This is a genomic window from Paenibacillus sp., assembly GCF_048976745.1.
Classification (GTDB): Bacteria; Bacillota; Bacilli; order Paenibacillales; family Paenibacillaceae; genus Paenibacillus.
Genome location: NZ_JBHGUU010000006.1, coordinates 746,929 through 760,336, shown reverse-complemented (window position 1 = coordinate 760,336; position 13,408 = coordinate 746,929). Strand labels below are relative to the sequence as shown.

At 44.5% G+C, this 13,408-nt stretch carries 11 protein-coding genes; 3 read left to right on the top strand and 8 right to left on the bottom strand.

Annotation, left to right across the window (positions count from 1 at the left end; genetic code table 11):
- Positions 1-46: 46 nt before the first annotated feature.
- The 6 genes from ACE3K2_RS10125 to ACE3K2_RS10100 form a co-directional block, all read right to left on the bottom strand.
- On the bottom strand, positions 47-2,866 hold the full coding sequence (locus tag ACE3K2_RS10125) for a glycoside hydrolase family 2 TIM barrel-domain containing protein (protein ID WP_421889414.1): 2,820 nt from the start codon (positions 2,864-2,866) through the stop codon (positions 47-49).
- 189 nt (positions 2,867-3,055) lie between these two features.
- Complete coding sequence (locus ACE3K2_RS10120; protein WP_421889412.1) at positions 3,056-3,850, bottom strand: SDR family NAD(P)-dependent oxidoreductase; 795 nt, start codon at positions 3,848-3,850, stop codon at positions 3,056-3,058.
- Positions 3,851-3,946: 96 nt separating this feature from the next.
- The gene (locus tag ACE3K2_RS10115; protein ID WP_421889410.1) at positions 3,947-4,945 is read right to left on the bottom strand and encodes a helix-turn-helix domain-containing protein; all 999 of its coding nucleotides are present in this window, start codon (positions 4,943-4,945) and stop codon (positions 3,947-3,949) included.
- 43 nt (positions 4,946-4,988) lie between these two features.
- The gene (locus ACE3K2_RS10110; RefSeq protein ID WP_421889408.1) at positions 4,989-7,163 is read right to left on the bottom strand and encodes a stalk domain-containing protein; all 2,175 of its coding nucleotides are present in this window, start codon (positions 7,161-7,163) and stop codon (positions 4,989-4,991) included.
- A gap of 258 nt (positions 7,164-7,421) precedes the next feature.
- A complete protein-coding gene (locus tag ACE3K2_RS10105; protein ID WP_421891137.1) occupies positions 7,422-7,994 on the bottom strand; it encodes an alpha/beta fold hydrolase in 573 nt (190 codons plus the stop codon).
- 188 nt (positions 7,995-8,182) lie between these two features.
- Positions 8,183-8,491 (bottom strand): hypothetical protein, encoded by a 309-nt coding sequence (locus ACE3K2_RS10100; RefSeq protein WP_421889406.1) that lies wholly within the window; start codon positions 8,489-8,491, stop codon positions 8,183-8,185.
- Positions 8,492-8,654: 163 nt separating this feature from the next.
- On the opposite strand from ACE3K2_RS10100, the gene ACE3K2_RS10095 reads away from it, so the two are divergent.
- The 3 genes from ACE3K2_RS10095 to ACE3K2_RS10085 all read left to right on the top strand — a co-directional run bounded on the left by ACE3K2_RS10095 (position 8,655) and on the right by ACE3K2_RS10085 (position 11,877).
- Positions 8,655-9,887, top strand: a complete 1,233-nt coding sequence (locus ACE3K2_RS10095; protein ID WP_421889404.1) for a GAF domain-containing sensor histidine kinase — start codon at positions 8,655-8,657, stop codon at positions 9,885-9,887.
- A gap of 46 nt (positions 9,888-9,933) precedes the next feature.
- Positions 9,934-10,359 (top strand): hypothetical protein, encoded by a 426-nt coding sequence (locus ACE3K2_RS10090; protein WP_421889402.1) that lies wholly within the window; start codon positions 9,934-9,936, stop codon positions 10,357-10,359.
- A gap of 243 nt (positions 10,360-10,602) precedes the next feature.
- A complete protein-coding gene (locus ACE3K2_RS10085; RefSeq protein WP_421889400.1) occupies positions 10,603-11,877 on the top strand; it encodes a stalk domain-containing protein in 1,275 nt (424 codons plus the stop codon).
- Between the two features lie 90 nt (positions 11,878-11,967).
- Here ACE3K2_RS10085 and ACE3K2_RS10080 read toward each other — a convergent pair whose 3' ends face one another.
- Together ACE3K2_RS10080 and ACE3K2_RS10075 are read right to left on the bottom strand one after the other, a co-directional pair.
- Entirely contained in the window at positions 11,968-12,186 is a 219-nt protein-coding gene (locus ACE3K2_RS10080; RefSeq protein ID WP_421889398.1) for a hypothetical protein, read from the bottom strand.
- 43 nt (positions 12,187-12,229) lie between these two features.
- A complete protein-coding gene (locus tag ACE3K2_RS10075; protein ID WP_421889396.1) occupies positions 12,230-13,405 on the bottom strand; it encodes a Ger(x)C family spore germination protein in 1,176 nt (391 codons plus the stop codon).
- Positions 13,406-13,408 lie beyond the last annotated feature (3 nt).

The window sequence follows — 13,408 nt, the reverse complement described above, 5'->3', positions numbered from 1 at the left end:
TCATTGGCATAATTAAGGAAAACCTGGCACTTCTTCTCCCTATATCTTAGTTCAACAGCTGACGAAGTTCCTCGACTTCCAGACGTGCAACTGGCTGGTAAGCGGAACTTTGTACATAACGCTGGAAGCTGTATAACAACTGTCTTCCCTCCAACGTAGTCATTAGGCTCTCCAGATTAAGAGCACCCATCAACACTCTCCCATTCAGTACCCGACACTCCATCAATAGTCCAAGTTTATGGTTCCGTTCAAAATTATCAATGGTCTGCACGATTGGTTTCAGATCTTTCTTCAGCTCATCCAAGATGATCGATGACGACTCGGAAACGATGCTCCACCACGGATACGTCGAGTATTCCTCTGTGACAAAATGTTGAAAGGCCGGATGGTCCTGTTGAATGAACAAGCCCATTGTGCCCACAGGTACTTCTCTTTTCATATTCTCCGATATCGATCGGAACATAGGGTAAGACCAAAAATCGGTGCTATAGAAACCTTGGATCGCGTGTTGAATCTGATTGGGATACGGGAAAAGTAAAATATCCTCGCCCCGCTCAAGCAGCACCAACGCTTGGTCCGATAGCTCGGTAAAGAGATTCAAACGGCTCATGTCCACTTCCTGTTGACTCGGGTACATCCACAGGTCGTAAGACTTGCGAATATCTGTACCTGGAACAGACAGCCTCAGTTCCACTTGGGTCATATTGGAGACTTCAGGAATCTGAATACTGATATCCGTGATATTCACATAATGTTCTCCATGGAACGCTGGCAGATTAACTTCACCTTCCACAAGAATACTCCCTTCGATCTCCTTGCTTTGAAGTACCCATTTCAATTGGAATCCATCCAACACTTGTCTGCGGAAGTAACTTAGTTCAATGCGTGCTTCGAACAATTCACCAGCTTGATAATTATATTTGGGGAATCTCGCGAGCAGCACTGCATCGGAACAGAATGTTCTCCACTCCTCAGGTGTGATCATGCCCTTGGAATCCATGAATGCGTCCAGTACACCTACCAGCGCTGTTCCCTGACCACTGAAATCCTGGAGATCCAGCAGCTGGAATCCGGCTAATTGATTCGAACGAAAAGCCGCTTCCAGTTCTTCCTTGTAACAGGCAACTGCGAGTTTACCAGAAGCTCTGAAATAGGCTGCTGCCAGATGGCCCAGTCCTTTGGCTTCCAGACGCTCACGAAACACTTCGAAGTTCTTTGCTTTGATAGAGCCCGTATACTTGTTGATCTCCTCGAAATTGGGAAACGTGGCGTACTGTCCAATTTCATGCGAGATGATCGGTACATGTGAGACGAGTTGATTAATTCCGGCTTCGGCCTGCACCGTTTTCGAGCCTGTCCCATACTGAATCTGAATCTCTTTGTCCCCCATTTGACCAGAAGGGTCAGCATCGCTGCCTTGCTCAGGTACAATGTTCGAATCGTAATCTTTCAACGTATTTGGCAAGTCGGTCTGCACGTGACCAAGCGGAGCATCACACATTGCATACGAACCTCTGAACAGACGCTCTTTGGAGAACCGTACCCCGCAGAAGAATTCACTTTCCTCCAGAATGTCCGGCACAAACTGAAAGTTATTGGAACCTTCGGTGTATAGATGACGAGGATCATATGCTTTGTATGCCTTCAAAATGGAATTTAGTCTGTCCTTGCTTCCCCATAGTTCATTCCCCATGGACATCATGACAAACGAAGGATGATTACCAAAAGCTCGCAGCATTGCAAACCCCTCGCTGATCAAGTAATCTTGCTCGTCTTGATTATGCCCATCCGAAGATTCATCCGTAATCGTTCCCCAGAACGGAAGCTCAGGCTCCATGTAGATGCCGAGCAGATCCGCTGCAATAAAAGCAGCCTCCGGAGGACAACAGGTATGAAAACGGTAGTGATTGATGCCGTAGGACTTGGAGATAGCGAGAATACGAACCCATTCATCCACATCTGTTGGCGCGTATCCCGTGAGCGGAAAGATCAACCCGTCATGTTTGCCTCGAAGAAACGTTTTGCGACCATTAATGGTGAATTTGTCTCCAGCAGCCCGGAATTCCCGTAATCCCGTCCATACTTCTGTGGAATCCAGCACTTCCCCGTTCTGGTCTTGCAGATGAATGTGAAGTTGGTACAGATTAGGCTCATCATCACTCCATAACATGGCATCTTCACCAATCTTGTACGTCAGTTGAATCTCCTGAGAATCGGGGATGAAGATCTGCTCCCCTGTCGTATGAACCGGATCTGCACTTACAGCAACAGCCGATACCACGATTTGCACTCCCTGCAGATCACCTACAAGCGCTGCCTTAATATCGAAAGATCGAGTCTTCAGAACCGGATAAACTTGAACATTATCCAGATAAACACGCTCAAAAAACTGAAGTTCCATCTTCCCGGTGATCCCGTTCCAATTCGTCTGCGTGTCTTCGGATGTAAGGTGCCCACCTTTGGTTGGATAATCGGTATTATCTACTCGAATGGTAATGGTGTGAGTCCCGGCGGTTAACCCTGCCTCTATCTCGTAAAGGTGAGGTGTGTTCAAACTGTTTTGCGTTCCCCATTCCACCCCATCGATCCAGATTGTAGTTACTCGAGTTCGTTCCAGATGTAAAAAGCAACGTTTGCCTGCCAAGTGTTCGGGAATTTCAATCTCTCGTGAAAACCAGGCATGACCCTCAAATAAATACTCATCAGTCAGTGCACCGATTAACACATGTTCGTTTTTCTTGCCCTTGCGCGCATGAGATGTGGTATTGGGCAATGTAATAACGTCTGAAAAATTCAGACCACGTTCCGTCTTATGTTCATCAAGTTGAAGTTTCCAGACACCTTCCAGAGTCAGTGCAGCTATCATGATATAATCCCCTTTTAAGTTCATCTAATGGATACAAGTAATCGCTTCCAAATAACAGAAACCGTTTTCGATAAATCATACCAGTATTATAAACTCGATTTATGCTCCTCGCATAGATCTTATACATAAAAAAGTCGCCAATACTGGCGACTTGTAGAGGAGGATACATATGCTGTATCCCCAACAATTTTAAAATATGGTTGGAACCATGCCACCGTCCATTCGGATGGGAGAACCTCTAAAGGCTGATGCATACGGGCTGCATACAAAAGCTGCGAGCCTGCCTATTTCAATTGGCTTGATGAATCGCTGTAATTCAGACTGAGGCAGATTGTTCTTCATAAAGTCCTTCTCTTTTTCCTCAAAAGTCATCGTCTCAACAGGGTATATGCCCTCAATGATTTCACGTACATTTTCGGACAGCGTCGGTCCTGGCAGAATCGTATTGATTGTAACGTCGGTCCCTGCTGTCAGTTTGGACAAACTTTTGGATAATGACAGCAACATTGACTTGGTCATGCAATACTGGGGCATCTGGCCTGAGGGCATAAGAGCTTCTTCACTTGCTATGAAAATAATACGACCGTCATTGTTCTTCATCATTTTAGGTAAATAAAATTGGGACAAGCTATTGGCCGCGAGAACATTGGTACGGAAGTATTTTTCCCACACTTCATCGTTCACGTCTTCATAACGCATGATTTCATATATGCCCATACTATTGATTAATATATCCACTTCGGGAAATTTCTCGAATAAAGCTTGTCTTTGCTCCAGATTCACAAGATCAGCTGTTGCCTTTTGGGGAGAAGTTTCCGGAAAATTGGCCTTGATTTCACGAACTGTTCGTTCCACCTCTACCTCATTGCGTCCATTAATCAACACATGAACACCTTCTCTGGCGAGTTCCAGGGCAATTGCTTTACCGATTCCTTTTGTTGATCCTGTAACTAAGGCTGTTTTCTCTTTTAGTCCCATATCCATCCTGCATTTCTCCTTCTTGATTATAACTATCCGATAGCGGATAGCTATAATAGTACGCAGTCTGAAAGCCTTAGTAACTAGCACCCTGCGCCAGAGTTATTGCCTGACACGCCAATTCGATGGGGTATCCCCCTCCCAGGTCCGGAACGCACGATAGAATGAATTCTGGTCTTCATACCCAACCAGGAATGCTACCTCTTTAATATCGAGCGATGGATCTGCCAGGTACTCCCGGGCCTGCTCACGTCTGGCTTCGGTTAATAATTGTTTGAAGTTTGTGTTCTCTTCCGTCAGTCGCCGCTGCAAGGTACGATCACTCATACGAAGCTCTTTGGCGACCGTCTGCATGTCAGGGCGCTTTCCTGTGAGGCTGCGTTTCATGATCCATTTAACCGCTTCAGTAACGGAATGACTGCTCTTCTGTTCGTCCAGCGACCGATCCAGAGCCGGGGTCAGAATCTCCAGTAACTCCTCGTTATACGAGCGAAATGGAAGGCTCAGATCTTTAAGCTCTAGCGTCAGCCGATTATAGTTAGAATTTGTATGGACTCGGCATCCGAAGTAAGCCTTAAGGGTATCTACGTTACCCATCGGTTGGGAGAACTCAACCCTTTTGGCAGTCAAAGGCTGGCCTGTGCCCCTCCGTCCAAGTTCGAGCAGAAATGCCAGCGTAATACCGACCAGTAATGGCGGACCTGGTAGTTCCTTTTGTAACCATTCGAGTTCAATGATACATTCCTCCCCTGCTTCGGTAATCTGCAAACTCTCGGGAGGACACATTTGCTTATAACGGACCATTCGATTCAACGCATCACGATAATCACGAGCATGGTACATCGCCAGAACAGGCGGAGGATACTTCGATATCTCATATCCGGTTGCAAGTTGGACGATGCCCTCGGCAGTGTCCCCAATGAGATCAGAGTAGGCCTGCCAGATTGCAAAGTACTGAGATTGGGTTACTACCGGTTTATTTATTGTCTCAAGAGATAGTTGTGCAGCGTGAGCGACGTCGTCAGCACCAATCCCCAATTGATGTAAACCAGCCCAAAAGCCTGGATGAACTTTAACTCGATCATTCGGTTGAGATTGCATACATACAGACTCCTTTAGCTTGTTCCATTTTTCATTCTGATTTCTAGAAATCTTTAACCGTTTCAACCGCATATTGCGGCAGAGGATTGCCAGGTAAGGTTATTTTGGTGATGGCAATCAGTTGTTTATCCGACATGAACAGCTTTAGAATCGTTCCTGTGGTCGTTAGTGTATCCGTCACTTTAAGTGATTCAGTATCATACTGTTTAATCATGCGATCTTTTCCTGTGAAAAAGGTTTCCTTATGCGCTGAATGTACAGCTACATAGTCAAACGGATCAATTGCAGTCACATATTGCATATTACTTGCAGAGTTATTGGTAGCGGACAGGACCGTACCGGCTCCGTTTAATACATACTTTCCATCAGGTGTAATGCCAATAACCGTTGAGAACTTGTAATCACCGTGATATGGAGAATCCTGGTTACCAGTAAACTTGCCATCCATTAACCGAAACATCTCAATATCTCTCGGAGAAGCGTCGGAGTCAACAGCATAGATCCGATCTTCCGCTGGATGCATGACCATGTGACTTCCTTGTCGTATGGTTGCACTGGAGACCTCCTTCTCTGTCGTCCGGTCATAACTAATGATAGAGGTCCATTGCCCGGAGCCCGAATTAACGTAGACATGACCGGATTGATCTACCTCAATTTCATATGGATCGATACGGGTATCCCACTGATCTTTGATTTTAAGCGTGTCTGCTTCAAGTACAACGATCTGTCCTCCCTGCTGCTCTTCAAAGCGGTATGAACTGTAATCAGCATTGCTGAAGATGACATAAATCTCACCATTTGCATACAACAGCTTTCTTGGAGGAGTACTGAACGCAGTGGACTCTACCAGAACCTTATTGTCAGCGTACCGATAAGCAAAAATAGTCGATTGGTTTTCATCAATTGCAAAAATAACGGATTGAGCCGGATCTAAAGTGGCTTCACGAACCGTTCGCCCCATAAGATGAACATTCTGGCTAACCGTTGATGGCTGTTCTACAGTTGGATCTTGTTCCGTCACTGTTGTTTCCCTGAATTGATCTTGGCTAAGCACAGGAATAGACGAAAAGGATAATGCCGTGTATTTCTTGATCCAACGGGATGCATAATCAATGGGAATAGCAAAGTTCAAATCCCCTTTTTCTATCCCCATTGTATTTACTCCAATGACTTCACCTTTCATATTAAGTAATGGTCCTCCGGAACTGCCGTTGGTTATGGGAGCCGTAGTCTGTATTAGCCTCTCACCGTCGTAGTTTCGAATACCGCTAATAATCCCTGTCGAAATCGTGTTTTGAAGTCCTTCCGGATTACCTATGGCTACTACTGGTTGCCCTGTAGTTATTTTAGTCGTTAGTCCTACATGAAGTGGAGGAATATTCGTACGCATGGATGTTTTGACTATGGCCAAATCGAGATTCTCATCCGCTGCAACGACGCCTTGTACTTCATAATATTGATCCTGACTTGTCTGGATCATATAACTGCTGGAATCAGCAATAACGTGATAATTGGTTAAAAATAATCCATATCCGATCGATATGGCACTGCCGAATCCGAGATAGTTATCATCCTTGTCATACGACTCCAGCATGACTACACTTTGTTCCAGAAGGGCAACTTGTTCGGTGGACAACGTTTTACCCGTGTATGGATCTTTCGAATAAGGAGCAAGTACAAACTTCAAGTAATCAACGATTTCCCTATCCCGTTTTGCATTAAGAATACTGTTATTACTTACGACGATAATGCCTCGGTCAAAAAACACCTTTTTAGCAAACGCTTCGCTTACGGCTCTTAACGGGACGAACACTCTGCCTTCCTTGTATTGTGCCGGAGCGTCCAATGCGATAGATTTACCGTTAATGAACATCTTGCTGCTGCCTAATGTTACTTTGATGGATTTACCTGAGGCTTTAATGGTAGCTGTGGACGTTTTCGAATCCCAAGCCACTTGTGCTCCCAGACTCTCGCTTATGAAACGAAGAGGCAGCAGTGTACGGTTATTTTTAACCAGAGGAACGATATTAAAATTGGTTTGGTCAATCAACATGTCCGTATTATCTACGACTGCGTTTGGGCTGCCAAGCGAGAGAATGACCGCCCCTTGGAATGTGGCATTAAAATCAAAAGAATCTTCTTCAGCGTACCCTTTTACAGGTGTACATGATAGACCAAATATAACGGTTATCAGTAAAACAAGTGTGCGTTTCATCATTTTCTTGCTGTCTCCTCGTGATGTCAGATGATAGGCTGTTGCCTCTGACAGTTTACAGCAATTTTGCCTATAGTTCCTCTGGTATTATATTGTTTTTATTTACATATATCGGATGATCGTGGAGTTCGAGTGGAACGCTGGGAACAAGATTGCATTAAAGTTCCGGGTAATACGAAAACACGACTGCCCTAAGTGGTCAGTCGTGTTCAAGTCAATCATTTAATATAGTATGAAAGAATGCACATTTTGTATGTTCAGCTACTCGTTCAACGCAGTTTTGATCAGGGCGTTCACCCGAGAGTTAAACAGCAGACCGATATGGGATACAAGGGAAACGGAAATGTTATTTGCTCCGTTCAAACGGGAAAGTGCCGGTGACACAATCGTGTCACTGGTGGAATAGATCGAAGTCACCTTTATTCCACTCGGAGCTGTTGTTGTGGTCAATCGATTAGCCCCGCCAAGGGTTATCAATTTATCCACTTTGGGAGCACCTCCGCGGTTAAGTATGTAATAGAGGCTATTAGCTCCCCCCATGCTATGAGCTATAATATTCACTTTCGTGTGACCCGTTTGGTTTAGAACATCATCTACGAATCGACTAATTGCTGCGGAGTTCAATAGCTGGTTTCCTTGTTTACTAGGGAGGTCAATCGCAAATAGTTCATCTCTCGTCCACCCTTGGCTGCGCAAATAACTCTCAATTGCTGTAAAATTGCTATCCGAACCGGTCAATCCATGTACCAGTACAATGGGTGTTCGTGCCGTAGCTGCAGAAGCCTTTGAACTCGAACCTATCCCAGGTACCGATAAGGCAAGGATCATACTCATGAATACAACAAGTATTAATTTAGTCTTCTTCACTGGATTCACTCTCCTGTAAAATGATTTATATTCCATATATTACAAGCTAACATATGGAATATAAATGAACCTTTAGTCTCATTTTTACAGGATTATCCAAAGTGTAACACAACTAAAATCATTACATGTTATCAAACTCTAGTTCTCTGCTTCGTTTATCCTTCTACAATATCTGCATGCAGATCTGTTGCAATTTCAATCATTTTGGGGACAATAGCTTCGTTAGAAATAGCTACATATAGATCCCCCATGTACAAACGAAAAGCAATCTGTGTTCCCTCATGGTCCCACATAAAAAAGTCCCCATCGATGGTCATGGTGCTCTCCGCTCCGACTATGTTAAGAACCGGTGAGTAGGTAAAATCGGGTTGGGATTCGAAGTATAGTTTGCACTCTTCCAGCGAGATGGATTGTTCCGCATTGCTTTCTTGCATGGATCGGGTAATTCGAAAACGCTGATTCATTGATTTGCCTCCAAAACTTGATTAATATATACATGTTCCACAGCATTATATTTTCTCATTTCCGTCTTCCACTGTCAAAACCATACATGCCCTATTCTTCGAATTCATATATACTGAATACAGTGCACAACGAATTTCTACAATCAGGAGGACTCAAATCAATATGTTGAAAACAGAATTCATTGATGTACTATCCATAGTCTCACATAAATTATATGATTCGGCTGCTAATGTCATGGACACGGCAAGCAGATTAATTCCTGCAAATACGTTTTGTATCGCTCAGTTGGATCATCTGTCCACCAAAGTTCTGAACGTATATAATCGCGACAAACTGATCCTTGGTGAGGGGCTAGTCGTTGCTAACGCTGAGTCATACTGTGCACTTGTGACAGAACATACCCAAGGCCCGTTAGTGATTAATAATAATCTGACTCACCCGTTAACCAAACATATGGACGCTACAAAATTCGTGGGCGGTTGTTCATTTGTCGGTGTGCCTATATACAATGAAAACGGAGAAATTTACGGCTCCCTTTGCTCATTTGATCAGGATTTCTACTGCTATCAACAAAAAGACGTGGATCTGCTTCTCTCCTTATCTTCATTTTTCACAAGTCTTCTTGAGATGGAAACCACGCTGCGACAGTTAAAACATGCGGAAGAGACCGCTGCAAAAGTACTTGAAGAAAAGAAAAATTTGCTGGCCGTTCTCAGCCACGAAATCCGGACGCCAATGAATGGTGTTCTTGCCATGGCCAATCTGTTGCAATCAACCAGACTGAGTGAGGATCAATCGTTATATGTTAATGTCATTGAGTCAAGTGGCGCCAGCCTTCTATCGATGATGGATCAAATTCTGGAATATTCCAAAGCAGAAGCTGGTGCGATCTCTCTGGAGATCAAGCCCTATAGTATTACTGAAACAGTTGATCATGTAATACAATTATTCTCTTCTGAAGCACTGAAAAAAGGAGTTTGTTTGTACGCAGAATACAATATTAATGGTCATGTGATGTTTATGGGCGATCAACACAAAGTTCGTCAGATTCTCATTAATCTTGTTGGGAATGCGCTTAAATTTACGGAGAATGGTGCAGTATGTATCTCTACTCAGGTAACTGCTGATACCAAAGGTACTCTCCATGCGTCCTACGAAATAACGGATACGGGCATCGGCATCCCGCAGGATCGCCAGAATCTCTTGTTCAAATCTTACTCCCAGATTCATCGTAATTCAGGAAAGTATGGCGGCGCGGGGCTGGGCCTGTCCATCTGTAAACAACTCGCAGAATTAATGGGTGGCGTTGTATGGCTTAGAGATTCCAGTCATTTGGGCAGTCAGTTTGTCTTTAATATTTCCAGCACTGCACCCACCGTCCATACGAATATCTGAATAATGAATATATTATTCTATCTGAGTAAGATAGGAGGTATATTCATTGACGCAATTTCTAGATGCACGGACATCCCAGAATGCCGCCTTGTTTAATTCCATCTCCATACCGATTCCAGTGATTTTAACTCCCCAATTATTCGGCCAGATTGGTCTCATAACCGCTGGAGCCGGAACCAATCTAAGAGTTTCATTAAAAGGAACCATCACGGTGCAATTGCCACGTGCACTTTTTATTGTGAGAATTACGGTTGTAAGAGGAACAATGGCAACCAGTCCAATCGTATACTCCAGAGACCACACATATGGTCTAAGTGGTCTGCTTAACCCCGAAGTGATTGTCTTCAGTGCTACTGACTTTAACCCACCGCTCATGCCCCAATTAACGTACACCGCATTTATAAGCACAAATCTGCTCGGGACTACACGGGTGGGACCCGAGAGTTTCGACGGGTATGTCGTTTCAGATTAAAAAATACGTATAACCCCATACCTCTAATCGGTTTTCATAAGATTAGAGTATGGGGTTATTTTACGATTAACATCAACACATTTAAATAGACCTATTATTTAACACGGCTCATACCTCATCAGAGTGATCAGACTCTTATATTGGAACGATATGAAAATTTTGTTATGCTACATATGCTAGATTACTAGATTTTGTTATAAAACATGATTCTATTATTATCTACGAAGTAGGAGGAAACAAACGATGCGTATTAAAAATGCAGGAAGAATCGCCGCGGGTACTGTACTCGCTCTCTCTGTGCTTGGAAGTACCCCGAATATCGGTGAATCCTATGCTGCCCCGGCTATCTCAGTTCAATTGGATGATGTTCCATTAAAATTTGATGCAGCTCCACGAATTGAACATGGTGTCACTTATGTACCATTTCGGACGGTTGGAGAGGCTCTTGGTATCGATATAACGTGGAACAGCAAAACGCAGACTGTGAAAGCAACGAACGCCGTAAAAGGTCAAACCACCGCAGTAGTATTAACAGTGGGTAGCACCACAGCCACCGTAAATGGGAAGAAAGTTACACTCCCAGCTCCACCTGTTCAGCGGGAGGGACGCGTACTCATTCCACTAAGTTCATTCAGTAACCAATTCGGTGTACAAGTAAGCTGGAATCAGGCAACCAAAACGGTCTCCCTCGTCTCCCCACAACGCGAGATGCACCTGAGAGCCTTCTATGCATTGCAATCCTTTCAAGAAAAGGATCTTATTACTTCCATGAATTCTGTCGCATTTGGCTGGAGCCGCATTGATCGCGAAGGGCAGTTTACACTTCAGGGGGAAGAGTACCGTCTTCCTGCTGCTGCGGGTGATATTACGCCGCAGTCCATCGTTGCTGACGCAGCAGATCAGCGAATCCAACCGCAACTCATGGTATATGCCTTGGATGGAAACGGTGAACTGACCAAAGTGTTGAGTGACAGCAGCCTGCGCCAGAAATCAATTGAAGGTATAACTGCTGCTATCGAAGAACATGGTTTTGGCGGAGTTGTTCTGGATTTTGAAGGACTTGGTTTTAAACTGGATGCGATAGAACAACAGAAGTTACTCAATGCGTATGTGAAGCAACTAAAGATTTCCTTGCCCCAAGACACAGCTTTATCTCTAGCGGTACCTCCGCTAAATAGTGCTTATAAAGGTTATGATTACAAGACACTTGCCTCTATTGCAGATGATCTTATTATTATGGCCTATCAGTATAATCCGGTTGGCACCAAATCTCAGGTACCTGAGCCCAATAGTCTTGTAGATCAGGCGATTCAATTAGCCATACAGGCCGGTGTCCCGAAGAACAAGCTTCTGCTCGGTATCAGCCTAAGCAGTGAAACACCCTCCTCTGTAGATGACAAGCTCGGTCTTGCCAAACGTTATGACCTCAAAGGTGCCGCGTTCTGGCGTCTGGGTCTGTTCCGTTCCTACAATACCAAGATGGAAGATGCCGTTAACGCTTCTGTGATCAAAGAATAGACATCTTTGAGTGGATGCAGCTCACTTGAAGTAAAAGAAGGACCACAGCTCAGGTACGCAGAGACGTGGCCCTTCTTTTTCCCCATCATCTTACTTCATAATTTTATCCACACTTCCAAATACAAGTTTCATAACCTGGGTAGGACCAGGCAAACGGGGCTGAAAGAGAAGAATGATCCCAATTACTGCCGCCACTGCAGTAATTCCTGCACTCACTATTCTGGCTCGCTTTTCTTTGCTACCCTTCCACTCCCCATATATTATCGCAGCCGCCAGCATCAGAATTCCAAGGATTGAGCCTAGTTTCATATAATCACCTCATTTCACAGGACTTAACAGCAGCGGTCTCTGTTCAACTTTCGTCCTCATCCGGTATCCCCTGTGGTCCTGTTGATTTTCCAGTACGTACTACATGGGCTTCCACTTTGACTTCCACGTCCAATTCAGGATAGATGGTTTCCCAATTCTTCTCCTGCTTCTTCCATTGATTCGGATAGTATCTGCGAAATTCAACGGCGAATTTGAAAAAGTCAGTGCGTAGCTCCTTCTGGGACATGACTAAAGCATCATGTGCCAATGAAGTGAGCTTAGCCGACCACTCCTGTTCCAATTTAGTTATCACAGCAGGATCAGTCAGATCGGCCTCCGTCGTATTTAACACCACTTCTCCCCTGGTTTGGATGTCGACCTTCATACTCCACTGTTGGTTTACAATCCGAGGTTTCAAGACAGTTTGAATTTCAAGGGGCTGGATCGAAAAAGAACCTTTTAAAGGCTTAAATTCAACAGGCATAATAATGTTGTTCAGTTCTTTTGCAAGTAATAATACACCTACACTTAATGGTTCTTTGACCGTCTTGACGTAGTGATCCTCCTTATACAAGCTCAAACCTTTTACATACGGCGTGGTTGTCAGTTTATCCTGATCGGGCTCCGGGGGTAAGATTAACATGCGAGACAAGATGACAGAGCTACCAGGACCTTCAATCGATTTACCTAGTTCTAGAGCGGTAATCCGTGTACCCAGCTTCATATTGGCCATTTCTCGCAACGACTCTGCAGAACTTCGCTCCAGTGGATCAAGTAAGGCAAGGATATCTTTCGCCGCCTTTTCGCTGGAAAAGACATAGGCATGCTCCCTGAACTGAGGATAACGCAAAAAGAAATCGATGTACTCACGAATCCCCCGCTTGCCGGCTTGTTCACTAATGATGATGACTTCGCAGTGGCCCCAAAACATATTCCGGGGAACTTTACGTTGCAACCGATTCAATGCCTCCGCGATCGTACGTCCATCCGCCGTACGAATCATCGTAACTCCGCTTGGGCTGCCCCCACTCCCACTGCTATCCCCTGCACTCGCCTTTCGCGGGATGAAAATCTGTGAAGTCAGTTGTACTTTGCCATCTTCGTAATCTATACCTGTAGCCAGCACAATAGCCAAATCGTTAATTTCAATGCGATCCCAGCATCCACTCAAAAGCACACAACACAATATTGGCATTAGCAGTACTCTATATATTCGCAAGTG

What these genes read in the sequence shown, in the direction of transcription:
- ACE3K2_RS10125 (WP_421889414.1), bottom strand. Translation starts at nt 2,866, where the DNA reads ATGATAGCTGCACTGACTCTGGAAGGTGTCTGGAAACTTCAACTTGAT.
- ACE3K2_RS10120 (WP_421889412.1), bottom strand. Translation starts at nt 3,850, where the DNA reads ATGGATATGGGACTAAAAGAGAAAACAGCCTTAGTTACAGGATCAACA.
- ACE3K2_RS10115 (WP_421889410.1), bottom strand. Translation starts at nt 4,945, where the DNA reads ATGCAATCTCAACCGAATGATCGAGTTAAAGTTCATCCAGGCTTTTGG.
- ACE3K2_RS10110 (WP_421889408.1), bottom strand. Translation starts at nt 7,163, where the DNA reads ATGATGAAACGCACACTTGTTTTACTGATAACCGTTATATTTGGTCTA.
- ACE3K2_RS10105 (WP_421891137.1), bottom strand. Translation starts at nt 7,994, where the DNA reads ATGAGTATGATCCTTGCCTTATCGGTACCTGGGATAGGTTCGAGTTCA.
- ACE3K2_RS10100 (WP_421889406.1), bottom strand. Translation starts at nt 8,491, where the DNA reads ATGAATCAGCGTTTTCGAATTACCCGATCCATGCAAGAAAGCAATGCG.
- ACE3K2_RS10095 (WP_421889404.1), top strand. Translation starts at nt 8,655, where the DNA reads ATGTTGAAAACAGAATTCATTGATGTACTATCCATAGTCTCACATAAA.
- ACE3K2_RS10085 (WP_421889400.1), top strand. Translation starts at nt 10,603, where the DNA reads ATGCGTATTAAAAATGCAGGAAGAATCGCCGCGGGTACTGTACTCGCT.
- ACE3K2_RS10080 (WP_421889398.1), bottom strand. Translation starts at nt 12,186, where the DNA reads ATGAAACTAGGCTCAATCCTTGGAATTCTGATGCTGGCGGCTGCGATA.